General features: G+C 58.9%; 20 protein-coding genes. 5 read left to right on the top strand and 15 right to left on the bottom strand.

Annotated features, from left to right (window positions below; all coding sequences use genetic code 11):
* The first annotated feature begins 578 nt into the window (after positions 1-578).
* The 4 genes from BLT00_RS21235 (at position 579) to BLT00_RS21220 (ending at position 5,819) form a co-directional block, all read left to right on the top strand.
* Positions 579-1,637: a homoserine dehydrogenase gene (locus tag BLT00_RS21235; protein WP_092150568.1), complete on the top strand. Its 1,059-nt coding sequence runs from the start codon at positions 579-581 to the stop codon at positions 1,635-1,637.
* Positions 1,634-3,046 carry an aldehyde dehydrogenase family protein gene (locus tag BLT00_RS21230; protein ID WP_092150565.1) on the top strand — a complete coding sequence of 471 codons (1,413 nt, stop codon included), beginning with the start codon at positions 1,634-1,636 and terminating at the stop codon, positions 3,044-3,046. The genes BLT00_RS21235 and BLT00_RS21230 overlap by 4 nt, the downstream gene beginning before the upstream one ends.
* A 475-nt stretch (positions 3,047-3,521) precedes the next feature.
* Positions 3,522-4,796, top strand: a complete 1,275-nt coding sequence (locus BLT00_RS21225; protein ID WP_092150562.1) for a glycoside hydrolase family 68 protein — start codon at positions 3,522-3,524, stop codon at positions 4,794-4,796.
* Positions 4,797-5,459: 663 nt separating this feature from the next.
* On the top strand, positions 5,460-5,819 hold the full coding sequence (locus BLT00_RS21220; RefSeq protein WP_092150556.1) for a DUF6124 family protein: 360 nt from the start codon (positions 5,460-5,462) through the stop codon (positions 5,817-5,819).
* 141 nt (positions 5,820-5,960) lie between these two features.
* Here the strand turns inward: BLT00_RS21220 and BLT00_RS21215 are convergent, their stop codons facing one another.
* From BLT00_RS21215 to BLT00_RS21205, 3 genes are read right to left on the bottom strand one after another with little or no spacing between them, the layout of a single operon-like run.
* On the bottom strand, positions 5,961-7,049 hold the full coding sequence (locus BLT00_RS21215; protein WP_092150553.1) for a type II toxin-antitoxin system antitoxin DNA ADP-ribosyl glycohydrolase DarG: 1,089 nt from the start codon (positions 7,047-7,049) through the stop codon (positions 5,961-5,963).
* Positions 7,046-7,690, bottom strand: a complete 645-nt coding sequence (locus BLT00_RS21210) for a type II toxin-antitoxin system toxin DNA ADP-ribosyl transferase DarT (RefSeq protein ID WP_092150550.1) — start codon at positions 7,688-7,690, stop codon at positions 7,046-7,048. Before BLT00_RS21210 ends, BLT00_RS21215 begins: the two co-directional genes overlap by 4 nt.
* Entirely contained in the window at positions 7,687-8,268 is a 582-nt protein-coding gene (locus BLT00_RS21205) for a DarT ssDNA thymidine ADP-ribosyltransferase family protein (protein ID WP_092150547.1), read from the bottom strand. The genes BLT00_RS21210 and BLT00_RS21205 overlap by 4 nt, the downstream gene beginning before the upstream one ends.
* 229 nt (positions 8,269-8,497) lie before the next feature.
* Between BLT00_RS21205 and BLT00_RS21200 the strand changes: the two genes are divergently transcribed.
* On the top strand, positions 8,498-9,613 hold the full coding sequence (locus BLT00_RS21200; RefSeq protein WP_092150544.1) for an endonuclease NucS domain-containing protein: 1,116 nt from the start codon (positions 8,498-8,500) through the stop codon (positions 9,611-9,613).
* Between the two features lie 66 nt (positions 9,614-9,679).
* Here the strand turns inward: BLT00_RS21200 and BLT00_RS21195 are convergent, their stop codons facing one another.
* The 12 genes from BLT00_RS21195 to BLT00_RS21140 form a co-directional block, all read right to left on the bottom strand.
* Entirely contained in the window at positions 9,680-10,381 is a 702-nt protein-coding gene (locus BLT00_RS21195; protein WP_092150541.1) for a M48 family metallopeptidase, read from the bottom strand.
* Entirely contained in the window at positions 10,378-13,704 is a 3,327-nt protein-coding gene (locus BLT00_RS21190) for a type I restriction endonuclease subunit R (RefSeq protein ID WP_092150538.1), read from the bottom strand. Before BLT00_RS21190 ends, BLT00_RS21195 begins: the two co-directional genes overlap by 4 nt.
* 77 nt (positions 13,705-13,781) lie before the next feature.
* Positions 13,782-15,443, bottom strand: a complete 1,662-nt coding sequence (locus BLT00_RS21185; protein WP_092150535.1) for an ATP-binding protein — start codon at positions 15,441-15,443, stop codon at positions 13,782-13,784.
* A 1-nt stretch (position 15,444) separates the two neighbouring features.
* On the bottom strand, positions 15,445-16,785 hold the full coding sequence (locus BLT00_RS21180) for a restriction endonuclease subunit S (RefSeq protein WP_092150532.1): 1,341 nt from the start codon (positions 16,783-16,785) through the stop codon (positions 15,445-15,447).
* The gene (locus BLT00_RS21175) at positions 16,778-19,273 is read right to left on the bottom strand and encodes a type I restriction-modification system subunit M (RefSeq protein WP_092150529.1); all 2,496 of its coding nucleotides are present in this window, start codon (positions 19,271-19,273) and stop codon (positions 16,778-16,780) included. The genes BLT00_RS21180 and BLT00_RS21175 overlap by 8 nt, the downstream gene beginning before the upstream one ends.
* A gap of 660 nt (positions 19,274-19,933) precedes the next feature.
* The gene (locus BLT00_RS21170; RefSeq protein WP_063324208.1) at positions 19,934-20,665 is read right to left on the bottom strand and encodes a LexA family transcriptional regulator; all 732 of its coding nucleotides are present in this window, start codon (positions 20,663-20,665) and stop codon (positions 19,934-19,936) included.
* 195 nt (positions 20,666-20,860) lie between these two features.
* Positions 20,861-21,388, bottom strand: coding sequence for an inorganic diphosphatase (ppa, locus tag BLT00_RS21165; protein ID WP_003205933.1), 528 nt, complete (start codon positions 21,386-21,388; stop codon positions 20,861-20,863).
* 111 nt (positions 21,389-21,499) lie between these two features.
* Entirely contained in the window at positions 21,500-22,312 is an 813-nt protein-coding gene (locus BLT00_RS21160; RefSeq protein ID WP_092150526.1) for a M90 family metallopeptidase, read from the bottom strand.
* Positions 22,313-22,318: 6 nt separating this feature from the next.
* Positions 22,319-22,966 (bottom strand): DedA family protein, encoded by a 648-nt coding sequence (locus tag BLT00_RS21155; protein WP_092150523.1) that lies wholly within the window; start codon positions 22,964-22,966, stop codon positions 22,319-22,321.
* A gap of 870 nt (positions 22,967-23,836) precedes the next feature.
* Positions 23,837-24,298 carry a GNAT family N-acetyltransferase gene (locus BLT00_RS21150; RefSeq protein WP_092150520.1) on the bottom strand — a complete coding sequence of 154 codons (462 nt, stop codon included), beginning with the start codon at positions 24,296-24,298 and terminating at the stop codon, positions 23,837-23,839.
* 107 nt (positions 24,299-24,405) lie between these two features.
* The gene (gene eutC, locus BLT00_RS21145; RefSeq protein ID WP_092150517.1) at positions 24,406-25,230 is read right to left on the bottom strand and encodes an ethanolamine ammonia-lyase subunit EutC; all 825 of its coding nucleotides are present in this window, start codon (positions 25,228-25,230) and stop codon (positions 24,406-24,408) included.
* A gap of 11 nt (positions 25,231-25,241) precedes the next feature.
* Positions 25,242-26,636: an ethanolamine ammonia-lyase subunit EutB gene (locus tag BLT00_RS21140; RefSeq protein ID WP_092150514.1), complete on the bottom strand. Its 1,395-nt coding sequence runs from the start codon at positions 26,634-26,636 to the stop codon at positions 25,242-25,244.
* Between the last annotated feature and the right edge of the window lie 3 nt (positions 26,637-26,639).

Here is a 26,639-nt window from a genome sequence, read left to right as displayed (position 1 = left end):
AAAACCTGTGGGAGCGAGCTTGCTCGCGATAGCGGTACACCAGCCACCATCGATGTACCTGACCTGGCCCCATCGCGAGCATGCTCGCACACAGGAGGAATGTGCCCAACCACCACAACCCCCGTGGCGAGGGAGCTTGCTCCCGCTGGGCTGCGAAGCAGCCCCAACCCGATTGACCGCAATCTACCTGACCCACCGCGCTGGCCAATTCCAGGGGCTGCTGCGCAGCCCAGCGGGAGCAAGCTCCCTCGCCACGAGAGCGGCCGGCGGTGCGCCAGCCAAGCAGGTGGATTTCCTGACACCAATGGACCAGGCACCGAGAAAACCTGTGGGACCGAGCTTGCTCGCGATAGCGGTACACCAGCCACCATCGATGTGCCTGACCTGGCCCCATCGCGATCAAGCTCGCTCCCACAGGGGAATGTGCCTGGCCAGTGGAACAAGCATGCTTACCGCTTTGCCCACCCCCTGGTCAAAACGCCCAAAAAATAGAGCAAATTGGCATATTTCACTGCCCACCCCACCTCCCTAACCTAGATCCCAACAACCTCATCACCCGGATCAAGGACATAACAAAAATGACTGAATACAAACTGGCGCTGGTCGGCTTCGGCGGTGTGAACCGGGCATTGGCCCAGCTGATTGCCGAGCGCAACCAGCAGTGGAAAACCGACCTCGGCTTCACCCTGAAAATCGTCGGCGTGACCGACCTGTTCCTCGGTTCGGTGATGGACCGCCACGGCCTCGACGCCGCGTCGCTGGCCAGACTGCCAGCCACCCAAGGCGCCATGGCTCAACTGCCCGGCGGCACCGTCGACGCCCTCAATGAAGCCGTGATCAAAGACTGCGGTGCCGACATCATCGCCGAAGCCACCTTCACCAACCCGGTGGACGGCGAGCCCGCCACCTCGTTCTGCCGCTGGGCCCTGGAGCGCGGCAAGCACGTGGTCACCACCAACAAAGGCCCCATCGCCCTGCACGGTGCCGAACTCAAAGCCCTGGCCCAGCGCAACAACGTCGCCTTCGAATACGAAGGTTCGGTCATGAGCGGCACCCCCGTCATTCGCCTGGCCAAACAATCCCTGGCCGGCAGCTCGATCACTGGTTTCGAAGGCATCCTCAACGGCACCTCCAACTTCGTCCTCTCCTGCATGGAAGGCGGATCGGGATTTGCCGAAGCAGTCAAAAAAGCCCAGGAACTGGGCTACGCCGAAGCCGACCCAACGGCGGATGTCGAAGGCCATGACGTGCGCCTCAAAGTCGTCATCCTTGCCAACGAACTGCTGGACGCCAAGCTCACCGTCAATGACGTCACCTGTCGCGGCATCTCCGCCCTCAGCCTCGCCGACATCGAAAAAGCCCGCCACGACGGTGCCCGCTGGAAACTCATCGGCGCCGCCACGCGCCAGGCCGACGGCTCCATCAGCGCCAGCGTCGAACCGCGCCTGCTGAGTAACGACCACCCACTGGCCAGCGTCAGCGGCGCCACCAACGCCGTGTCGTTCACCAGCGAACTGCTTGGCGCCGTGACCGTCTCGGGCCCCGGCGCAGGCCGCACCGAAACCGCCTTCGCGCTGCTGTCGGACATCATTCACATCCACCAATCGGCAACCCGCAAACAGGAGCACAACCTGTGAACGTATCGCGCCTGGCCCTGGCGGTTGTCGAACCGCACATCGAAGTCCTCAACCCATTTGATGGCAGCATCGTCGGCACCGTCGCCGACGTGTGCGCCTCAGAAGTCCCGCAACTGCTCGAGACCGGACGCAACGGCGTCAAAGCCTGCGCCGCACTGCCGCGTCATCGTCGCGCAAGCATTCTCGAACACGCGGCACTGAACATCGAACGCGACGCCAAAGCCTTCGCCCGGCTGATCGTCGACGAAGCCGGCAAGACCCTCAAACAGGCCGAAAAAGAAGTCAAACGCTGCGTCAACACCCTCAAACTCTCCGCCGAAGAAGCCAAGCGCAACGCCGGCGAAATCGTGCCATTCGACGCCTACGAAGGCGCCGAATCGCGCCAGGGCTGGTTCACCCGCGAACCCCTGGGCCTGATCGTCGCCATCACCCCCTACAACGACCCGCTGAACCTGGTCGCCCACAAACTCGGCCCGGCCATTGCCGGCGGCAACGCCGTCATCCTGAAACCGTCCGAGCTGGCGCCGTTGTCGGCGCTCAAATTGGTCTCGTACCTGGTCGCCGCCGGCCTGCCTGAAACCGTGGTCACCGTCGCCACCGGCGGCGCGGAACTGGGCAAAGCCCTGGTCGCCGCCCGCGACGTGCGGATGATCTCCTTCACCGGCGGCTTCGTCACCGGCGAACAAATTGCCCGCACCGCCGGCCTGAAAAAACTCGCCATGGACCTCGGCGGCAACGCCCCGGTCATCGTCATGGCCGACTGCAACCTCGACGCCGCCGTCGACAGCTGCCTCTCCGGCGCCTTCTGGGCCGCCGGGCAAAACTGCATCGGCACCCAACGCCTGCTGATCCAGGCATCGATCTACGCCGCCTTCCGCGAACGCTTCGTCCAAAAGGCCCAAGCCCTCGTCGTCGGCAACCCACTGCTCGCCAACACCGACATCGGCCCGATGATCACCCCCCAAGCCGCGCAGAACGCCGAACAGGTGGTGAACGAAGCCCTGCAACAAGGCGCCACCTTACTCTGCGGCCACCGCCGCCAAGGCACCTGCTACGCCGCCACCGTATTGGAAAATCTCGATCATTCCAGCCGACTCTGGCGCCATGAAGCCTTCGCCCCGGTGGTGGTGTTGCAGCCGTTCGACACGTTCGATGAAGCCATTGCGTTGGCTAACGAACCTGAATACGCCCTTCACGCCGGGATTTTTACTAACGACCTCAGCACCGCCATGAGCGCGGCGCGGCGAATCGAGGCGGGCGGCGTGATGATCAACGACTCTTCGGATTTTCGGTTCGATGCGATGCCGTTTGGCGGTTCCAAGTACGGCAGTTTGGGCAGGGAAGGGGTGCGGTTTGCGTATGAGGAAATGACCCAGCCGAAGGTGGTTTGTTTGAATACATTGGGATAACAGGTCAGGTCGTTGGCATCGGGCAGGTTTGGTCACCTGCCTGATGTTTTTCTGCACAAACCACACAGCCACCGCACACCCTGTGGGAGCGAGCTTGCTCGCGATAGCGATACACCCGTCACCCTCAGAACCGCTGACTCCCCGCCTTGTTGAGCTTTGCGCACGACGCCCAAGCTCAGTCGAGCAATCCCTCTATGCACTACTTCCACCTGTCGCCAGTTACGCAAGCTTTCCACTGCGTAGCGGCTCAGAGCACCGAGCGTGCCGGCAACGTCGTCGATTTTCCCGCGAAGTAACTTCTGCAAACGCTCAAGGCTGAAACGTATCAGCCTCAAGAAAAAACCAAATTATGCACAAATGCATTTTTTGCTTGACCTGCATGCATAAGCCTCTATAAGGTGGCTTCACTGTATGCGCATCCAGTATTTCTCAAGCATCATTTATTTGAATCCATTCATGGACGAGGTATTACCTTATGAAAACCACCACTGAAAAATTCGGTGTAACCCCCCATCAACCCAGCCTCTGGACCCGCGCTGATGCGCTGAAAGTCCGGGCGGACGATCCCACCACCACGCAGCCGCTGGTCAGCGCGGATTTCCCGGTACTGAACAACGACGTGTTCATCTGGGACACCATGCCCCTGCGCGACTTGGACGGTAACGTGACGTCCGTCGATGGCTGGTCGGTGATCTTCACCCTGACGGCCGATCGTCATCCAAACGACCCGGCGTACCTTGATGAGGACGGCAACTACGACATCCTCCGCGATTGGAACGATCGTCACGGTCGGGCAAAGATGTACTACTGGTTTTCTCGTACCGGCAAGAACTGGGAATTCGGTGGCCGCGTGATGGCCGAAGGGGTTTCGCCGACCGCTCGCGAATGGGCCGGCACCCCGATTCTGTTGAACGACCGAGGTGAAGTGGACCTGTATTACACCGCCGTCACCCCAGGCGCGACCATCGTCAAGGTGCGCGGTCGGGTCGTGACCACTGAACATGGTGTCAGCATGGTCGGCTTCGAGAAGGTCAAGCCACTGTTCGAGGCCGACGGCAAGATGTACCAGACCGAAGCCCAAAACGCCTTCTGGGGTTTCCGCGACCCATGGCCTTTCCGCGACCCGAACGACGGCAAGCTGTACATGCTGTTCGAGGGCAACGTGGCCGGTGAGCGCGGCTCGCACAAAGTGGGCGAGGCCGAAATCGGCGACGTGCCACCGGGTTATGAAGATGTCGGCAACTCGCGCTTCCAGACCGCCTGCGTTGGCATCGCCGTGGCCCGCGACGCGGACGGCGACGACTGGGAAATGTTGCCGCCACTGCTGACCGCCGTGGGCGTCAACGACCAGACCGAACGCCCGCACTTCGTGTTCCAGGATGGCAAGTACTACCTGTTCACGATCAGCCACACCTTCACCTACGCCGACGGTGTGACCGGGCCGGACGGCGTGTACGGTTTCGTCGCGGACTCGCTGTTCGGCCCTTACGTGCCGCTGAACGGTTCCGGCCTGGTGCTGGGCAACCCGTCCTCCCAGCCATTCCAGACCTACTCGCACTATGTAATGCCAAACGGCCTGGTGACCTCCTTTATCGACAGCGTACCGACCGACGCAACCGGCACGCAGATTCGTGTGGGTGGCACTGAGGCGCCAACGGTGGGTATGAAAATAAAAGGGCAGCAGACGTTTGTGGTGGCTGAGTACGACTATGGGTACATTCCGCCGATGCTCGACGTTACGCTTAAGTAATAGCAACACAGGGGGGGCAGGCAGCGGGTTTGAGGTCGATGACAAAACCGTTGTGGATATGGTCGAGATATTCCGCCTGATTTATTGCGATGTTGGTCGCGAGCCCCTGGACAACGAGTAGTAACACTCTCTTCGCGACTGGCTGCAAGGATGCAGCCAGTCGCGTTTCCGCCAATCCTATTTTTTGAAACGCCTGACGTGTCGCCATTTCTCGATTTTGGCGACACGTTCTGCCGTCATGTCGCCAGTAGCGACATATGTACGCATGTTCCTCTGTGGGGGCGAGCCTGCTCGCGATAGCAGTGTGTCAGTAACCTTCCGGCCAGCTGTTTATCGTGACTCCACGAGACTAGCCAAGACCGACATCGCCTTGCGCCATTGCCTACAACTACGCCAGAATCCGCCGGCTTGTGCGCCCTTGGCCGCGTCGGTAAGTTGGACCTGTCACTGCTCATCAGTGATCGGGTTTAGTCGCCCAGGGTGAAACAGGTTGTGCAAGGCGTCATCCAGTCAGGATTCCCATCCTGCACTTGATGGTGGCTGTGCGCAGGGCGTCCTCGGACGCGCCGGTTTCTTGTTTCCCCGGTCGACTAACCTGCGTACAGCTGCCTCCCATCGTTTAGTCGCGAGCGGGTGATGGCTCCAACTACAGGAAGCAAGACAATGGCAAAAGTGACTCCAAATCCCCCCGCTACAGACGACACCGTATCCCGCGTTCAATCCGCTCGAAATAAAAAACTCGACGAAGCTGCCACCCGGGCTTTGGATTTTTATCTGAAGCCTAAGCCTGAGAAAGAAACGTCTGACAAGACCAGCACCATCTTCCGTATCGCACCGGATGTTGATTCGGAATGTCTGCTTGCCAATCTCAGTGAAAACCTGGCTTCGGCGAATGCCATGATCAATGATTTGGCGTTTGGTCTTGAAGGATCACGACGGCATTTTGCGTTGGGGATTTTGCAAGTGATTGAGGTGAGTGAGCTGTTGGCGAATCGGGCTTTGGATATTGTTGAGGTGAGGTAACAAGGGGCCGCGCTTACCCCGGGTATGAAAAAAAGGTCTTGCTCAGCAAGACCTTTTTTGTATCCGAGAGTCCCCGAAGCGATGAGCTCTAATTGTGCAAGAGGTACTTGCACAATTACCCGGCTGAGATAGGTGTTACCCCTAACAGGTTGCCATCTCTGGCCTGAAACTACTGGAAGTCAGCCGCTTCAGCGCGATATCAAGCGCCTGATCATCGAACAGCTTGCTTTTACGAGCCGCAGCACCCGCTCCGCCATCCCAATGTTTCAACGCCTCGCGCACGGCAGGAACAGTCGGGGAAATCCCATCCTGGCTCAGCAACCAATCAACGGTCGCCAACAACTCCATGCCGAAAGGCGACTCAAAACCATCGATCAACTCGGCGGTACGCTCTAAGGCCTGGGCGTATTCCTTGGCTTCTGTTTGAAGATAAGTCTGTAGGAACGCTTTGCGCCCTTCGTCAAACCAGATCACATCGTTAATACCCGCATCACTGATGCGCTTGTCGCAATGCAGATAGCTGCCATCCAGGTTGTTGAGCAAATGCTCCAGCCGGTTGGCATACGGCCCGTACTTATGAGCAACAAATTGAAGATTCAGAGGGTTTTCGGTGTTTGGCAGCTTTTCGATGGCGCGCTCAAGGAACCAGGCCAGCTTCTGAATCTCAAGCAGGCTGCATTCCATGCCCAGAACCCAGTAGCGACGAACCAATTCGGCTATCAGTGCACGAGCAGGCGTGAGCTTTTCTACACCGTTACGTTTGGCGACGTTCAGATACTGGTTAGAAGGCTCGAACACCAGCACGTCGACATCCAGATCACTCAAGACTTCAACAATCTGCTCGCGAACCTCTGGCCACTTCAAACCACCATTGCCGGCGCCTAGCGGTGGAACCGCCACGGACTTCACATCGTTTTCGATCAGAAAGCGACGTAGGTCATGCAAACCTTCGGTTATCCACGCCATCTGCGAAGGTGAGCGCCAGTGACGTTTGGTCGGGAAGTTGACGATCCAGCGCGGCCCCTCCAGCTCGCTGACTGCCGTCACGTGAACCTTGCCCATCTCCACTTCGCCAGCCTTGCAGGCAGCAGCGTACAGTCGGTAATTCTCCGTGAAGCGCTCTTTGAACATCAGCGCGATACCTTTACCCATGACGCCCACGGTATTCACCGTGTTGACCAGAGCTTCGGTTTTGGCTTCCAGAAGGTTGCCTTGGGTAAAACGGATCATTGGAAATACCATCCCGGACGCGCATGAACAGGCAACGCCAGGCCCCTTACGGCCACGTCCTGCTCTATGCGTATTTTCATTGCATCGGTGTAGCACATGATGCCAAGGAGTCCTGTAATCGGTAGGTGATTGTGAATCAGCGCTTCGGCCTGATACCGCTCCATTTTCCGAGGATCGTCAGGTTCGCGCTTGAAATCGCGTCGTTGAATGATAGACCAATCGATCTGGTCGAGATTCGCCAGATCGCTGTAATAGTCTGTCCAATCCGGGTAGGCATGCGCGGTCGTGTAGACAAACGGAAAGCCCATCTGCTCAACGCGGTACAGACTGGAGACCAGAATCACGATCTCGTCATTGCTGCGCTGCTGAACACTCCGCCCCGAGTGGATATTTTTCATCATCACAGAGAAGGGCGTGAAATAGAAGGGCACGTAATCGGCCAATACCCCTCCCGGTGCTATGGGGACGTGGCGGGTTCGGCGCTTGTCGATCAAGTCAGGGTTACCGATGTTTACGTACTGCGCTGACTGAACGTTCGAATTTGCACAGTGCAGACCGTTGTCCAGAATCCAAGGCAGGTTGTCCCGATGGACGATACGCCAAATCAGAGCCTTCTCTGGATTCAGTCTGCTGTAGATCATTTGCGAAACATTCCGGGATTCACGGTGAGGCGTACATTAACACCGGCCTCCCGCATTTTTTCCGTGCAAAGCGCCTCGACATCAGAATTCGGAACAAAAAGTATAGAAAATTCATTCGGAGTGACGATGCCGGGAGAGAGGCATTCAGCCATGCAAATGCTCTTGCAGTCGTGGTCCTGGTAGTCTCGCGTGCTCATGACCTCCCAGTTGATGGCTTCGAAGCCCTGGTCGTACTCCAGTAGCTGAATATCATCGTTTGCCAGTGGGTGGCGAGGAATGACTTTCCAACCATTTTTTTGGGCATGTAATCGGTAAACCGAGATCAGTACGAATGTTGATTTCGGTCTGTTGAACTGCACACTTCCGTCAAATGGATTTGCAGCAAACCAGTGAAAGGGCACATAGCGATCAAGCTCAAGGGCTCGACGTTTCTTCAGAATCTCACTGTCGGCTACGTCAATAAACGTGGTGAGATCAGCCCGAGGTTTCAGGCCTTCCCTAAATATCCCGTCGAGGTTTTCAGTCGAGGTAAGGTGGTACAGAAGCTTTTGATCCTTGATATTTCTGACTTCTGACATGCTGGTCTCCCTGACCTATGTATCTAATCCGAGCATCTGAGCAGGCTTCAGCCCCTCATTATTGTTCGATCTAGCAAATGGCACGTGCCCCTGTAGAAATTAGTAAAGCATTTTTTGTGATGTTGTTGTGCCATTATTTGGGGGCTGCTCGCCCCCTTGTCTTGACCGGTCATCAAGGTAGCAATCACCATTCATCGCTCGGTTACGCAAACCCCAAAGGACTCAAAACTTGCCTATTAAAACGGACGTCTGGACCGTCGGTCTTGTACCGAACAAGCTTCGCCAAAGCCGATTGGCCAGCGAGCAGCTACTTGAGGAAATGATCATCAGCTCTCCCAGCATCCTTTCTGAGGAGTGGATGCTGGTAGGCAGGCAAGAGTCCACCGGAATGGGCGGCCGCATTGACCTGCTGGCCATTGCGCCTGATGGAAGTCTGGTTCTGATTGAGCTCAAAAGAGATCGCACACCCCGGGAAGTCGTTGCTCAGGCCCTCGACTATGCCGTTTGGGTTGAAAGTCTGCGTGAGAACGAAATCGCGGCGATTTACCAACGGTTCCGACCTGGGAGCAGCTTGTATGCAGATTTTCTCGCGCGCTTTGGCCGTGTGCTCGACGATGATGATCTGAATAAAAGCCATCAACTCATCATCGTCGCTACAGAATTGGACGCCAGCAGCGAACGAATCGTTGAATACCTCAGCAAGCGAGATATTCCGATCAACGTGCTTTGCTTCCAAGTTTTCCAGGTAGGCGATCAACAGTTGCTGAGCCGATCCTGGTTACTCGATCCTGTTCAGACCCAAGTTAACGCTGTATCGACCAGTGAAGGGCACGGCGAGCCTTGGAATGGAGAGTTTTACTGTTCGTTCGGGGATTCCGTCTCGCGTTCATGGGCTGATGCAGTGGAGTTCGGTTTTATTTCTGGTGGTGGCGGTGCGTGGTACAGCAAGACCTTGCAACTCCTTTCCCCGGGAGATCGGATCTGGGTAAATATTCCCCAGCAAGGTTACGTCGGTGTTGGGCGTGTTTTGGGAACGTCCACCCCTGCAAACGAGTTCACAGTCATGCAGGATGGCGAAGAGCGGCCAGTGCTGGAGGTTGCGAAACGCGCCACCTATCACGCTGAGTTTGCCGACGATCCGGAGCGCTGCGACTACTTTGTTCCGGTTCAATGGCTGCAGAGCGTGCCTGTAAGTCAGGCTGTGCGGGAGGTCGGAATGTTTGGTAATCAGAATACGGTTTGTCGTCCCACTACGCCTAAGTGGCGTTGGACAATTGAGCGACTGAAGCAACGTTTTCCGCACTACGACGAAGTGGCTGCTGTTGGGGATGTGAGCATGCCGTAACGGTGAGCAAAACTAATGTCAGATTCTGCATGGAATTCGAAAAGGGTCACAAGCAAGAGAAGAGCTTCAGACTCCTTCGACTTCTATCCCGTGTTCCGCCAACCATGTCTTGCGCTGTGCGTAGTCAGGCATGACGCGCTCCAGGCGGAGCCAAAATTCTGGGGTGTGATGTGGTTCTTGCAGGTGCACCATCTCATGCACCACCACATATTCCGCAATGGGCTTGGGCAGCAGGATCGTTTTCCAGTGAAAGTAGAGCTGTGCGCCTTTGCCACAGGAGCCCCAGCGATAGCCCAGATCCTGCACACGCACACCGCTGGGGATCAGGTCCATGCGGGCTTGGTGGTTCTTGACGCGTAAGGCCAGCCAGCTGCGGGCATGTTCGCTGTACCAGCGGATAAAGTGTTCACGGGCTCGTGGCAGTTCGCTACGCAGCAGGCGGAAGCGACCGGCAGAAAGTTTCATCGGCACATCCTGCTCATCAACCAGTTTGAGGCGATAACTTCGCCCCAGATACAGAAACCCCTCTCCGTCCACGTACTCCTTAGTAGGAATCGCACGCTGCAGGCGTTCCTTTTCCGCCAGGCGCGAGTAAATCCAGAAGCTCTTTTCTGCCACGAACTGCCGCAACATTTGCTCCTCTACCTCGGGCGGGGCAGAAAGGATAAGCGCGCCGTCGCGCTCGACAGTGATCTGCAGTGTTTTTCGGCGCGCGCTACGGCGCAGTGTGAATTGCAGATCGTCTACCGTGAGGGTGTGATTGCTCACAATTGCATCAACCGTTCATGGCTGGCTCTCGCCTGATCCATCAAGCGGTCAGACAACACACCCGCCGTATCGCTATCCACCAAGGGCGGACGCAGTCGCATCAGGTAATCGAATAGCTGCCCGGCCAGCTCCTCCTGTGCCGCTCGCTTGCGCGGGCTCCAGATATCGCGGTGGCTTTGGAGTTCGCCCACCAACAGGTCGACCAGTTCCACTGTTACGTCCTTCAAACGCAGCAGCTCGGCGGGCTGCGGATTGGCGTCGGCACACACCACATCCAGCAGGGTGCGCAGGAAGGGGGCATAGTGTTCGGGCAAATCCAGGGGGTTGTAGTCATCGCTCATTTGACCGCTGCGCAGCTCGTTGATGATCTTCTGCATCTGCTCAACCAACTGGTCCCACTGCTCGCCCAGCGACTTGAGCAGCTCGTTCAGGCGTTCGGACAGCTTGCGGAAGAGCACCGGATCTTCATCAGTATGCTTGCGCACATGCGAGCGAATGGCGTGCTCCATCTCTGAGGCCTTGGCGCGGTCGTTGACGCAACGCGACAACTGCTTCTCGAAGTCTGCATCGGTGAGTTGGATCGGCGGAATCTTCGGGTCGATGCCCAGCGAAATAACGTGATCGTCGATTAGCTTGCGCACCTTGGCGCCGACATCCTTGCCCAGTTGCGGCAGGTCCTTGTAACGCCCGCGCGCACGTGCATGGATGTAGGCCAGACGCTTGGCATCCTTGACGAAGGGCAGGCCCTCGGGGCGTGGTAGCACGGTGTCCAATGAATTGAGGAACGCTTTGAGTTTTACCGCAAATTCGGCGCGCACCTTTTCCGACTCCAGTGCGGCAATGCAGGTTTCGGCATCTTCCAGCGACTCGATGCCCTGGCGACGCAGCACATCCACCACACGAAGATGACGATCGCGCAGCACCGGCACCTCGTCCTTGATACTGCTCAGCGCACCTTCGATATCCTCGTCGGCATAGGCTGCCAGGGCTTCGCGCAGGTGGTTGGCGACCCCGTAGTAGTCGACCACGATACCGCAGCGTTTGCCAAAACCAGTACGGTTGACCCGTGCAATGGCTTGCAGCAGCTCGGCTTCCTTGATTGGCCGGTCAAGGTACATGACCCCTTCGATGGGTGCGTCAAAGCCGGTGAGCAACATAGACTTAACGATCAGGAAAGCCAGCGGGTCGGCCTTGCCCGGCTGCTCATGATTCAGGGGCTTCTTGAAGCGCTGGATCAGCAGCTCGTGTTTGCTGCCATCCGTCCAGGTTTTCCACTCGGCCGGATCGTTATTTGAGCCGGAAATAATCGGTGCGAACTCCAGGTCGCGTAGCCTGTCGCGATAGCGCCATGCCTGCACGCGCGCCTGCAGCTTGGGTGGACGCTGGCACAGTGCTTCATCGTCGAGATCCTTGTCGGCTGCTGGCAACGCTTCAGCCTCGGCCAGCAACTCATCACGGGCGGCCTGCAGCGCATAGAAATAGCGGATTGCCGCAATCCGGCTATAGGCTACCACCTGCGCCTTGTAGCCATTGGGCAGGATATTGGTGACGTAATGTCTGAGGATGTCGCGCGCCTTATCAGCGATCAGCGCGGGGGCATCAAAGATATGGCCCTTGGTGGCGTACTTTTTCTTGATCAGCTCCAGCTCGTCCTGACTGTGCTCGCGGAACAAATCCTCGAACAGCTCATCCAGACTCGCCCCGTCTTTCACTGCGCCCTTGGCAGTGCGTCCTTCGTAAAGCACCGGCACTGTCGCGCCATCTGCCTCGGCTTCCTTGATGGTGTATTTGTCGATGAACGCGCCGAAAATTTCGTGGGTGCGTTTCTTATCGCCCATGATGATCGGTGTACCGGTAAAGCCGATGCGCACGCAATTGGGTAGGCCTGCCAGCAGGTTCGCCTGTAGGTCGCCGGCCTGGGTGCGGTGCGCCTCATCGATCAATACCAGAATGCTCTCGTCGTGGTTGAGCACCTCGAATGGTTTGCTTACCAGATAGGGCGCGCGCTTTTCTGCGGCCTTGAGGGATGTCGCAGCTTGCGCAGGGATCGGCGCCTCTCCATCTTCCTCCTGTTCAGGATTGCGATACTTCTGGATGGTGGCGAATATCAGGCCGGGGCCCTGGCGGCGTGCCAAGGCTTTAACACCCTCGATATTGGAGGCCACCTCCGGCAGTTCACCGCTCAGTGTGGCGGTGGCGGCGAGCTGGTTTTGCAGGTCTTTACGGTCAGTGACCACGATGATCTTGAAGTGGCGCAGTTGTGTATCCGTGCGCATCTTGCGCACCAGAAATACCATGGTCAGGCTCTTGCCCGAACCCTGGGTGTGCCAAACGATACCGCCGCGCTGGTCGCTCTCGCCATGCTCAAGGCGTGTTTGCCCGCGTTTCATGCGGGTCACTGTGCGGTTCACCGCGCGGTATTGCTGGTAGCGGCAGACCGTCTTGATGGTCTGCCCGCCAACCTGCATAAAGAGCATGAAATGTCGGATCAGATCGAGCAGGTGGGCTGGCGTGAGAATGCCTGCCACCAGGCGCTCCTGTTCGGACAGTTTGGCTTTGACCAACTGCTCGGCTACTGACTGTTCGCTGCCGTTGCCATCCGGGCCAACCACGGTCTTCCATTGGGAGAAATGCCCGAAGCCGGCACCAATGCAGCCCACCCGTGCCTCGTCGTAGCTACTGGCGACCAATAGCTGCACGCTGGCAAACAGAGTCTCGTTGCCCTCGTTTTCCTCGACCTCGAAGGCCGCCTTGCGCTGGTTGCTGTAACGACGTAATTGATCGACAGCCTCGGCCAGCGGTTCTGGGATGGATGGGCTCTTGCACTCCACCACCACCAGCGGGATGCCGTTTACTAGCAACACCAGATCCGGGACGATAAATTTCTTGCCGCTGTTATAGCCTGGCGGGCAGTCCACTCGGAACTGGTTGATCACACTGAAGTGGTTATTGGCCGGGGTGGCCCAGTCAATGTACTGGATGGTCTGGCCGCGTCCACCTTCCCAGCCCGGGAGGCCATCGACAGTGATGCCTTTGAGCAGCAGCTCAGTGACTGTCTGGTTGGCTTCCATCAGCTTGCCGGCGCCCACGCGCGTAATCGCCGCCACTGCTTCGGAAATCCGCTGCCCATCCAGCCAAGGCTGACCGTCGCGCAAGTTGATAGCAAGCAAGCGCTCGGCCAGTGCGGCTGGCTGAATCACTTCACTGAAGCTGCTGCGTCCAGTGATGGCCGGGTCGTCGAGGCTGCCCTCGATATGCTTCCAGTTCAGCCCCTGTAGCTGAGCCACAAAGGGTTTTTCGACGTCTTCCAATTCCCAGCCCACGGGTTACTCCTTTAATCCAGTTCAGGCGTGTATGGACTCATACAGGCTCATTCCGGCTCATTCCGGCTCATTCCCGCTTATTCCAAGGTGCCAAGGGTGTAGGTTGCCCCTCGATTCTTGCCACTCTGCACAATGGCGCCTTTATCTTTGAGCTTTTTCAGCAGCTTGGCCGCTTGGTCAGTTGATATGCGACATAGCTCCATGACCTCGGCACGTTTGATTTGCCCATGCTGCTGTACATAGTTCAACACCATCTGTTCATGCTGAATCGGAGCGAAGCCTGCCTGACGGGTATAACCGGCCTTGTCGCCCACGGCCTGGTACAGACTGGCTGACAGAGTGTAGCTGCGCCCTCGGGTAGAACCGTGAGCCTCCACCAAGCCGGCTTCGGTCAGGGCTTCCAGGGTGCGTTTGGCAGTCGAGGTGTCGCGCTGGATCTGTACGGCCAATTCGTCGGCCGTGACGCGCTTGGTTTCACGCAGGGCGGCCAGAGCGATCAGGCTGTCGATGGGTAGCTCGGCGTTGGTGCTGCGCTCGTGCTCGACTACTAGGCGGCGGAAGTCCAGGTCGGCCTCGGCTGTGGGTAGGCGCAGCACCACGCTCTGGGCGGTGGTGTAACTGTAGTCCGGGGCCGGCCGGCCGAACTTGAGCATGCCGCGGAAAATCTTGTCCACGCCTCGACCGGAGCGCTCGACCACGCCGACGCGCTTCATGGCATCGGCCAGGGCCGGGTTGCGCGGGCGCGGTTCGGTCACCAGCAGATTAGCCAGGGTCACGCCATCGACCAGGCCACCGGGGTTGCTGACCACCAGGGCATCGTCCTCCAGGCGCACATGCACCGCGCCTCTGCCGTGGTAATCGCGATGCACTAAGGCATTGGCTACGGCTTCACGGAAGGCACCGAGGTCGACCTTGGGTACTGGCACGCGGAACAGGCCGACCTGTAGTTCTTCCTCTGGGTTGTAGGGACGGAAGTTGGTTTCCAGCCAGTCCAGGGCCTTGAGCAATGGGAAGCGGCGAAACTCGTTGAAGCGCACTGCCTGCTGGGCCAGCACCTGGAAAGCGAACTCATGGGTGGGTACCAGTTGGCGCAGGGAGGTTTCCCGACCGATCAGTAGCAGGCCGGTGAGGGTTGGCACGCGCGTACCGTCTGGCTGGCGCGCAGTGAGCAGTAGTGCGCCGTCCAGAGCTTCATCGTCCAGTTCCAACAGCACGCGGTCGCCGCCGTATTGCTGCACTGCCTGGCGCAGACGTTCGCGTTCCAGCGGGTCGAGGTCGGCAAGGGTGGCACCGGCCACCGGCTGGGCGGAAACATCGAGCAGGCCGAAGCTGCTTGCGCGGCTGCTGCGCTCATGGGGCAGCATGGCTATGCATTCGGGCGTGCCGTCGTGTTTCAAGCGGCGGTGCAGGTAGACGCCGCTGGTTGTGGCCACCTCGCCCTGGGTCTTGGGTATATGGATACGCGCCACGGTCACGCCATCCAGGTCGAGCGCCTCGGCCTGTATGTTCAGCGACGGCGAGGTGCGCGCTGCGACCATGCCGGCCAAGCCTTCCAGCAGGCGATGCTCGGCATGTAAGCCGGTGGGTGTGCCGTCGTCCTCGACACCCAGCCATAGCTCACCGCCCTCGGCATTGGCCAGGCAGACCAGCGCCTCGATCAGTTCGCGGTCGGGGAGCTTGCTGCGATCACTTTTGAACTCGACGGTGAGGGATTCGCGGGGCGGTAGGCGCTGGGGCATATCAGGCTTCCGTTGGTGCAGCAGCTTGCTGCATAGATTCCAGTAGCGGGGTGACACGCACGCGGCCGGTTAGCAGGTCGTCCATAAGACCGGATTTCTCTGAAATAAGCTTTTTATATGATGCTTCTTCTAGCTGAATCCGTGATTGCAATGCTGTCAGTCGAACCAAAACCCGCTCCTGCTCTTTGATGGGGGGGAGTCCGATCAGAAGATCCCGAACATCACGCAAAGTAACCTTGGGCCGAGTTACGCCAGCAGTTATTTGCTCGACTTGCTTGGCGACCGCTGAAGAATTGATGAATATCGACATCCAGTCAGGGCAGATACGATCTGTACATGGCCGCAGGCGAACGATGTCTGCGGTCACAATTCCGCATGGCATCGATTCTGGGTAAACGGCAGCCACACATGGTGGCAAACCCATCTTTGTGGCGACTACATCTCCCGCTCGGACCTCATGCGCAGCCAAAGCTTGTGCCTTACTGGCGCTCACGAAGACATTACTCTTCCAAATGAGTTGATCCGGCTTAACATCTCGCACAAAGACCACTGGCACTCCTGAATCTCGGTAGTCGGAGGCAATAAGGTCACTGCCGAATGGCCCGATCACTGAGTTGGAAGTCAGGTTGATGATCGGCTCAATCTCCCACTCCCTCGGTATCCACCCCAACGGCGACTTCTTGTAGAGTTGCGGCTCGTCTCTATGTGGCGGTCGCAGTTGGCCGTTGGAGTCAATGCCACGGGTTAGCAGGTCGTGCGTCAGGCCACGTTTGATGGCCTTGAGCTTTTCAATCAACGCCTCGGTTTCGCGGATAGCGATGTCGAGTGTATCGAGAACATCTGAGACAAGTTCCTGCTCGTTAATTGTCGGCAGCGGGAACTGGAATCGCACAAATTTCGCTTCGCCCAGACCGGCCAAGGTGCTTCCGCTTTTTTGGTTTTCAATAAAATTGCGGAACGCTGCAGACGTGAATACGTGGAATGCGAATCGCGCAGAGCAAAATTCAGGTTGAATTGGCCGCACAAGGAACAAATGCGCATTCAGTGAGGTATCCCCTGGAAGCCAATCGATTCGTGCAACCTTGCCAATTGTCCCGTCCTTCGTGATAACTAAATCACCGACTTTGACCTGTATCTCCGGAGATTCATCGAACTTTCGTTTAGGGATGTGGAAGCAAGAGTCCCAATCAATTCGCCCAGCGCTGTCAATATGCATCCCGGTAATGAGGTGTGGTCCGTTCTCGCAGAAGTCCGAGTGCCGAAGATTCCGCCAACCGATACGGCCCTTCACGAAAAAGACACTACCGGTCGGACGTACGGGCCAATGGGGAAAATCAGACATACCCCAACCCCCTTAAGAACCCTTGCAACGCCACCGTCGCTGCATCGCGCTCGTACTCGATTTCATTTAGCGTCACTCGATACTTGTCCCACCAGTTCTCGAAGGCAACGACGATCTGCTTGCGCTGGGCGGCAATATAGCGCTCGACGATGGCCTGCATATCGTTATGTAGAATGGTTAGCAGCAGCTCGGCGGCCTGTAGTTCGTCCAGCCCGTCGACGGCCTGATTCAAGTGACTGGCGAAGTTGTCCTGCTGGGTTTTGAGCTGTTTCTTCACCTTGGTCAGCTCGGCTTTCCAGGCCTTGAGCTGGGCTTCATTGATGGGGGTTTCCTCGTTGCCTATATCCGCCTCGTCGTCTGCCTCGTCAGAATCTTCCTCTTTGGTTGGGGCGGCAGCCTTGAGCTGACTATCCAGTTCGGCCTTTTTCGCTTCCAGCTCGGCCAACTCGGCAACGAAATCGCCGAGCAGGAATTTCACCAGCTTGTGCTCCAGCGGGCTTTGCTTGCTGGCCTTGTCATCCAGGGCGGTGATGATGCTGGTACGCCAGGCATCAATCACGCCCTGGCTGCCGCGGGCCATCAGGCCGAGGAAATCGTATTTATTTTGGTACAAGAAGCCGGCGACGATGCCCCTCACCTGGAAGGGGTCGAGCAGGCCGATGCCTTCCAGTGTCTGGCTAAAGCTAGCCAGCAGCTCGCCGCGCAATTCGACTAGTGCAGCGCTGTTATCCAGCTTCCCTGCTAGTGTGGTGATACGCGGGCTGTGTTCGTGCCACCAGCGCTCGAAGGCCTCACGGAGGGCTGCTTCCTTGACCTGCAGGCCTGCATTGCCTTCGATGGCCGGCTTGAGGTCGGTGCGGCGGGTCAGCTCGCTACGGAAGTCGAAGTACTGCGCATCGCGTGCCACGAACAGGTCATGCGGATCGAGTCCGTGGGCGGCGAACAGCGGAGCTTTCGCTTCAACTTCAGCCAAAGGCACCCCGCCCAGCAGGTGAGCACGCACATCATGTGGCTCGGGCGGCGGTGCGTTGTCCACGTAGCGACGGATATTCAGGTTGTAATCGTTGTCGCGCAGGGTGGCAATATCCGCCACATCGCTAAGGCCGTCGATCCGCCGAAATTCGTCGAAGGAAGTAGTGATTTTCTCGATGTGCTCGGGCAGCAGATAGTTCTGCGCGCGGCCTTCGAAGTACTCTCGGTCGGCATTGATAAACAGCACCTTGCCCTGGCGCTCGGCAGGCTTGGCGCTGACACGGTTGGCGCCTTCCTGCTTTTGTTGGCGCAGGATGAGGATGCATGCCGGAATGCCGGTGCCATAGAACAGGTTGGCCGGCAAGCCGATCACTGCTTCGAGCAGGTCGTTCTCGATAATGCCAGCGCGGATGCCGCGTTCCTCACCGCCACGGAATAGCACGCCATGGGGCAGTACGGTGGCAATCATGCCCTCGTCGCGGGTCACGGCGAGCATGTGCTGCAGGAACATCAGGTCGGCCTTTTTTGAGCCCAGCGGCACCTCGCCGAAGCAGAAGCGTTGCTCGCGGAATGTCGGGTTCCAGGCCAGGCTGCCATCTGGGCTTTTTTCGGTATGGCCCCAGTTGATGGAGAACGGCGGGTTGGTGAGAATGCGGTCGAAGCGGCGCAGTTCGCCGCCCTCGATATGCCGAGGGTTGGCCAAGGTATCTTCGTTCTCCAGCCCGGTGCCGCTGATGCCATGCAACAGCATGTTCATCTGTGCGATGGACCACACGGTACCGTTGAACTCCTGGCCGAAAAGATTGGCCTTGCGGCCGTCCTCGCCGTGCTCGTCAATGTACTCCTTGGCAGCAATCAACATGCCGCCCGAGCCGCAACACGGGTCATAGATGTCGTGTTCGAGGCGTGGCTTGAGCAGGTGAACCATCAACCGCACCACCGCACGCGGTGTATAAAACTCGCCACCCTTCTTGCCGGCCGAGTCGGCGAACTCGCCGATCAGGTACTCGTAGGCGGCGCCGAGCAAGTCAGGGAACTCGAAGTCGCTGTTGCGCAGACGCACTTCACCGAAGTGGGTGATGAGCTGGCGCAGCTTCTGATCGGGAATCTTTCCCTGGCCGACCTTGCGGGTGAAATCGATATGCTCCAGCACTCCGTCCAGGTCCGCATTGTTTTCCTCTATGCCGGCCAACGCTTTGTTCAACAGATCGCCGACGTTGATGTGTGCTTCGTTGAGCACGTACCAGAATCGCGAATGGATGGGCACCCAGAAATTGCCGTGGAGCTTGTACCAGCGCGGATTTTCCGCCATGGCACATGCTTCGGATTTACTCTTGCCGGCATTTATCTGATCGGCAACGACCTGCTCATAGCGCTCCTCGAAAACGTCGGAGCAGCGCTTGAGGAACAGCATGCCAAAAATGTATTCCTTGAACTCCGAGGCATCCATCTTGCCGCGCAGAATATCGGCAGCCTTGAAAAGGTGGCGTTCCAGTTGTTGCAGCGTAAGGGGCATTGCGGATCTCTTGTGGACACTCAGGGAGCGGATGCCGATCCTGATCGTATTAAATGCCGGGGATTGTATCCCAATCCAAGCCCGGCACTGAGCAGTCTCGGTTGCACGGGGTCGGGTTGGGCGTCTAGCGCTATCTATACTGACTCTTTTAGTTCCAGCCAGGGACGCGATGGCCCACATTGTGGGCGAGCGAGATTGGGGTGTTGTTACCGCATCGTTGGCAGCCGGTTTGATTGCGCAACGCGGGATGCCCGGATGCTGACGCTTAAACGCCGTCGCGGCGAAGATAAGTAAAGATCTCTGACATTAAAAAGCCGGCTTATGGCCGGCTTCTCGTTGACTAACTCAGTTCGTTTTTGACAAACCTCACCAGCCTTCAAAACGTACATCCGGCTCTTGCGGCCGGCTGTGGGACTTGGTCAGAAAGTGATCTGCCTTGTCGGTGCGAGGCGTGGGCTCGCAAATGTGGGGCGGAGGATACGCGGGTTTTCGGCAGAATCCCAGTGGTAAGTGGTGTGGAATCATTGGGTTAGGGGGATTCAGGGTGAAAAGCAGGGGCTGCTGCGCAGCCCAGCGGGAGCAAGCTCCCTCGCCACAAAAGCTCTTCACCATAAAGCTCCTCGGCACGAGGCGCTTTGCCTGTCTTTCCGTTCGGGTGGGTTAGTCGCACACCGGCGGTCTCTGTTTGTTGAGGGTGGACCACCAGAACACCCAGCCGATCACCCGTATGTTCTGCGCGTCGATCTGTTCGGCGCTGAAGACTTCGTCCGGGTAAGCCGCGCTGTTGTGGCTGCGCAGGCGCAGGCGGTTGCCGGGGATGCGGTGCAGGTATTTGATGCGCAGCATGCCGTCGTGTTCGAGGGCGTAGATTTGGCCGTCGACGATTTGGGTCAGGCCGCGGTCGATGGCGAGGGTGGAGCCGTCGGCGATGCGTTCGGCCATGCTGTCGCCGACCATGGTGGTGCAGATGGCGTCACTGGGGTTTATTTCCAGGGAGTCGAGGTGGCTGCGGGGCAGGCGGATGGATTGGTCGGGGATTTCGGTGATGTGGGTTTTGGTTTCGCCGGGGGCGATGGGGACTTCCTTGTAGAAGGGCAGTTCAATGTCCGTGGGTTCCACCACGCTGTAGACGCCTTGGACTTCGGCGGCGTCGTAGGTGGTGCCGGGGCCCAGGCCCAAAGGGGTTTGTGGGCCTTCGCCGTGGGCGAGCCATTCTGGGCTGACGGTCAGCAGGCTGGCGATGCTGTGGATGCGCCGGGGTGGGATGCCACGGTTGAACCAGTTGTTCACGTGCTGGGATTTCACGCCGTATAACTTCGCGAAGTCGGCGGAACGGATATGGGCTTCTTTTAGAAGGGCTCTGAAGCGGTCGCCACTGGAGATCTTTTTCATAAACGGAAAGTTTAGGGGCGACGATGTTTTCGGCAATAAACAAGTCGTGCAAATATATAAGACGATCTTTCCGTTTGCAGGATTTGAAAGGCGCGGGCTAAACGCAGTTAAACAGTGTTAATACGATTTTGTATTAAGAACCATTAAGACATAAAAAAACCCCGGGGCAAACCGGGGTTCTTGATCAAGTTTGTTTCAGCCTTTGTAGGCGGCAACCGACTTGGTGATCGCTTCGCGGGCGGCGTCTGCACCGGCCCAGCCTTCGATCTTGACCCACTTGCCTTTTTCGAGGTCTTTGTAGTTCGCGAAGAAGTGCTCGATCTGCTGGATCAGCAGCGGTGGCAGGTCGGTGTATTCCTTCACGTCGACGTACAGTTGCGACAGTTTGTCGTGTGGCACTGCGATGACTTTGGCATCGCCGCCGCCGTCGTCGGTCATGTTCAGGATGCCGACTGGACGGGCGCGGATGACCGAACCTGGGGCAACTGGGTATGGGGTCACGACCAGCACGTCGAGGGGGTCGCCGTCGTCGGCCAGGGTGTTGGGGATGTAACCGTAGTTGGCCGGGTAGAACATGGGGGTGGCCATGAAACGGTCAACGAACAGGCAATCGCTGTCTTTGTCGATTTCGTATTTGATCGGGGCGTGGTTGGCCGGGATTTCGATCGCGACGTAGATGTCGTTCGGCAGGTCTTTGCCAGCCGGAATCTTGCTGTAGCTCATTGGGCGGTGCCCCCGTTAGTTGACCAAATGACTGGTCGGATTGACCAAAAAGTGGCGGCGATTATAGGCATATTCGGCCGCTGATGCCACGTTACCAGGGTCGTAGAGACCTTAGTATGACGCCTGATAGACCGGATCTTCGGCTTGAAGTTGCCGCAGCCGGGCCAAAGGATCCTGGCGGTAGAAGGCCTTGAGCTGTTCATAGACCTTTGGATAGGCCTGGTGCAGCAGGTCTGGGGCGCTGAAGAAGTATTCGCTGGTGACGGCGAAGAACTCCGCCGGGTTTTCCGCGGCGTAGGGGTCGATGAGGGTTTGTGTGTTTGGATGTTGGTCCAGTTGGCGGTCGAGGTCGTCGAAGGCCTGTTGCATGGCCTCGGCCCAGTCGCTGACGCGCATGTCGGGGTGCAGGGGCGGCAGGCCGTTGGCGTCGCCGTTGAGCATGTCGAGTTTGTGCGCCAGTTCGTGGATCACCAGGTTGTAGCCGTCCCAGCCGCCGCTGGCCATCACGCCGTCCCAGGCCAGGATGATCGGGCCTTGGGGCCAGGCTTCGCCGCTGTGTTCGCCGTCCCATTCGTGCTCGATGCCGCTGGCGTCGCGGTAGCGCTGGGGGCTGAGGAAGTCGTCGGGGTAGAGGACGATTTCGTGGAAGCCCTGGTACCAGTTCAGTTCGCCCAGGTGCATCAGCGGCAGTTGGGCCTGGGCGGCGAGCAGCAGGCGTTGTTCCTGGTGCAGTTCGACGCCGGGCAGGGCGGTGAGGTGTTTATCGTGCAGGAACAGTACGCAGGCTTCCCGCAGCCACTGGTCCTCGGCGGCGCTGATGCCGTCGAGGAAGCTCAGTTGATGGCGCACCCGTTGCCAGGTTTCCTCGGGGACGGGGTGTTTGGCGAGGGTGCGTTGGCGGCGCCAGTTGCTCAGGGACCACATGGGCGATCAGGCTTTCGAAGCGCGCTGGCTCAGTTTGCTGCGTACCAGGCTGATGATCATCGGCAGCAGCGACACGAGGATGATGCCCACTACCAGCAACGACAGGTTTTGCTTGATGAAGGGCACGTTGCCGAAGAAGTAGCCGAGGGTCACCAGGCCGCCGACCCAGAGGACGGTGCCGAGGACGCTGAAGCCGAAGAAGCGCAGGTAGTTCATTTTGCCGACGCCGGCGACGAAGGGGGCGAAGGTGCGGATGATTGGCAGGAAGCGCGCCAGGGTCACGGTTTTGCCGCCGTGCTTGTCGTAGAAGTCGTGGGTTTGCTGCAGGTAGTCGCGGCGGAAGATTTTCGAGTTGGGGTTGCTGAACAGTTTTTCACCGGCGGTGCGGCCGATGAGGTAGTTGGTGCTGTCGCCGAGGATCGCCGCGAGCATCAGCAGGCCGCCCAGCAGCAGCGGGTCCATGGCGCCACCGGCGGCGACGGCGCCGGCGATGAACAGCAGGGAGTCGCCGGGCAGGAAGGGTGTGACCACCAGGCCGGTTTCACAGAAGATCACCAGGAACAGGATGGCGTAGACCCAGGTTCCGTAGTTGCTCACCAGCATGTCGAGATAGACGTCGAGGTGCAGGATGAGGTCGAGGGGATTGAAATCCATGCATAACACCTGTGGTGGTGGCCTGGCTCGGCAGGCTTTGGGTCGGGCTTGGAGTGGCTACAGAGTGTGTAGCTTTTTCTTACAAGCCGGGAAGAGCGGCATTATACGGGGTGAAGGGCGGGGAGCGGGGTGAGTTTGTAGCTGGGGATTTCGGTGGTGTGCGATTGAGTGAGGACTCTTGTGGTGAGGGGGTTTGTTCCCGTTGGGGCGCGGAGCGGTCCTGAATCAGCCGGCTCGGACAATCTGATGCACCGCGTGCTTAGGTTTTGGGGCTGCTTCGCAGCCCAGCGGGGATAAATCCCCTCGCCACAGAGAGTTTGGTGGTGTGTCAGGGGGATGGGTGTGCGCTGGTTTTGTGATGAGGGGATTTATCCCCGTTGGGGCGCGGAGCGGCCCTGAGGCAGGCGACTCGGTCAATCTGATGCACCGCGTGCTTAGGGTTTGGGGCTGCTTCGCAGCCCAGCGGGAGCAAGCTCCCTCGCCACAGGGTTGGGGGTGTGTCAGGGGGATTGGTGTGTGCTGGTTTTGTGGTGAGGGGATTTATCCCCGTTGGGGCGCGGAGCGGCCCTGAGGCAGGCGACTCGGTCAATCTGATGCACCGCGTGCTTAGGGTTTGGGGCTGCTTCGCAGCCCAGCGGGAGCAAGCTCCCTCGCCACAGGGTTGGGGGTGTGTCAGGGGGATTGGTGTGTGCTGGTTTTGTGGTGAGGGGATTTATCCCCGTTGGGGCGCGGAGCGGTCCTGAGGCAGGCGACTCGGTCAGTCTGATGCACCGCGTGCTCAGGTTTTGGGGCTGCTTCGCAGCCCAGCGGGGATGAATCCCCTCGCCACAGAGGGTTTGGTGTTGTGACAGGGGGACTCAGCCACAGGGGTCAGATGCTTTCGCTGATCGGCAATACGTAGTTCTTGAACTCGGTGTCTTCCTTGAAGCCGATCGATTCGTAGGTTTTCTGCGCCACTTCGTTATTGCTGCTGGTGGAGACGCGCATGCGCACGGCGTTGGTTTCCTTGGCCATTTTTTTCGCGGTGCGGATCAGGTTGTCGGCCACCAGTTGGCGGCGGGCGTCTTCGGCGACGTAGATGTCGTTGAGGATCCACACGCGCTTGAGCGACAGCGACGAGAAGCTCGGGTAGAGCTGGCAGAAGCCCAGCAACCGGCTGTCATCGTCATCGGGCAAGGCCAGGTAGATCACCGATTCCTTGCGGCGCAGGCGCTTTTCAAGGAAGGCTCGGGACGAGTCCGGGTAGGGCAGTGAGCCGTAGAATTCCCGGTATTTGACGAACAATGGGGTCAGCAGGTCCAGGTGTTCCAGGGTCGCTTGGATAATCCGCATGGTAGGTCTCGTCTGCAGAGGTCGACAGATATTCAGACAACAACTTCGCGCTGCCGTGCTTTTGATGCTGCCTGAAAGCGGATCAAAAACGCAATCGGATAAACGGATCAGTTTCGGGGCGGCATGAGTAGGAAGTTACCTTTCATATCGGCAGTATTTTCCGACTCTAGAGTGTGAACCTGGGCTTCGTCCTTCAGATTGACCCCCGAGAGCTGGCGGCGACAGGCTTCGCGCATCAGGTAGATCAGGCGGTGCGCGGCCATGCCGTAGCTCAGGCCTTCGAGGCGGACATTGGAGATGCAGTTGCGATAGGCATCGGTCAGGCCGACCTTGGGGGCGTAGGTGAAATACAGCCCCAGGCTGTCGGGAGAACTGAGGCCGGGGCGTTCGCCGATGAGGATCACCGACATTTTCGCGCCGAGCCGCTCGGCCACTTCATCGGCCACCGCGACGCGGCCTTGTTCCACCAAAATCACGGGCGACACCGACCAGCCGTCAGCGGCGGTCTGTTCTTCCAGGCGCGCCAGGAACGGCAAGGTATGGCGATGCACCGCCAGCGCCGACAAGCCGTCGGCCACGACGATAGCCAAGTCCACACCGCCGGGATGAGCCGCTGCGTAGTCCTCCAGGATTTTTGCGGAGGACTCGTCGAGTCGTCGGCCCAGGTCCGGGCGCTGCAAGTAGCTATGTCGGTCAGCCGCCGCACTGTGGAGCAACAGGCTTTCGCGGCCGCGCTCAGTCAGTTGTGCGCGAATGCCCTGATGATCGAACGCCAGGTGCACCGCATCGCGGGCCTGGGCGTGGGCGTATTGGAAGTCCAATTGCGCCTGGGTCGGCAGGCTGGTGCCGGTGCGGCCCAGGGCGATGCGTGCCGGGGTGAGGTTGCGCAGGTTCAGCCAAGGGTTTTGTGGGTCGACAGGTTTTTTATCCATGGGCAACTCACTTATCCCAGATGCGCCAAGGCGTGACGGAACGCCGGTGGCAGGTTGTCGCCGAACCGCACCCGGCCATCGGCCTGGGTGAAGATGCCCATGTTCGCCAGCCAAGTTTCGAATTCCGGCGCAGGCTTCAGGCCCAGGGTCTGGCGGGCGTAGAGGGCGTCGTGGAACGAGGTGGTCTGGTAGTTGAGCATGATGTCGTCGGAGCCGGGGATGCCCATGATGAAGTTGATCCCGGCCACGCCGAGCAGGGTCAGCAGGGTGTCCATGTCGTCCTGGTCGGCTTCGGCGTGGTTGGTGTAGCAGATGTCGCAACCCATCGGCACGCCCAGCAGCTTGCCGCAGAAGTGGTCTTCGAGGCCGGCGCGGATGATCTGTTTGCCGTTGTACAGGTATTCCGGGCCGATGAATCCTACAACCGTGTTCACCAAAAACGGCTTGAAATACCGTGCCACGGCGTAGGCTCGCGTCTCGCAGGTCTGTTGATCGACGCCGTGGTGGGCGTTGGCCGACAGCGCGCTGCCCTGGCCGGTTTCGAAATACATCAGGTTGTTGCCGAGGGTGCCGCGATTCAGGCTGAGCCCGGCGTCGTAGCCTTCTTTCAACACGTTGAGGTTGATGCCGAAACTGGCGTTGGCCGCTTCGGTGCCGGCGATGGACTGGAACACCAGGTCCAGGGGCACGCCGCGGTTGGCCGCTTCAATGGAGGTGGTGACGTGGGTCAGCACGCAGCCTTGGGTGGGGATGTCGTAGCGCTGGATAATGGCGTCGAGCATTTCCAGCATGGCGCAGATCGAGGCGGTGCTGTCGGTGGCCGGGTTGATGCCGATCATGGCGTCGCCGTTGCCGTAGAGCAGGCCGTCGAGGATGCTCGCGGCGATCCCGGCCGGTTCGTCGGTCGGGTGGTTGGGTTGCAGGCGCGTGGACAAGCGCCCGCGCAGGCCGAGGGTGCCGCGGAACTTGGTCACCACGCGGATTTTCTGCGCCACCAGTACCAGGTCCTGCACGCGCATGATCTTCGACACGGCGGCGACCATTTCCGGGGTCAGGCCGGGGGCCAGTGCCCGCAGGCTGTCTTCATCGGCGGCATCGCTGAGCAGCCAGTCGCGAAAGCCGCCAACCGTGAGGTGGCTGACGGTGGCGAAGGCTTGTTTATCGTGAGTGTCGACGATCAGCCGGGTGACTTCGTCGACCTCGTAAGGAATCAGCATTTCTTGCAGGAAATGGCTGAGGGGCAGGTCGGCCAGGGCCATTTGCGCGGCCACCCGCTCGCCATCGTTGAGCGCGGCGACCTCGGCCAGGAAATCCCCGGAACGCGCCGGGCTGGCCTTGGCCATCAGGTCCTTGAGGCTGTCGAAGCGATAGGTCTGGGCGCCGACGGAATGGGCGAATGCGGCCATGGG

This window comes from Pseudomonas sp. NFACC51 (assembly GCF_900103575.1).
GTDB lineage: Bacteria > Pseudomonadota > Gammaproteobacteria > Pseudomonadales > Pseudomonadaceae > Aquipseudomonas > Aquipseudomonas fluorescens_Q.
Note: the sequence above shows the minus strand (reverse complement) of the source record. Positions and strands in the feature narration are given on the sequence as shown.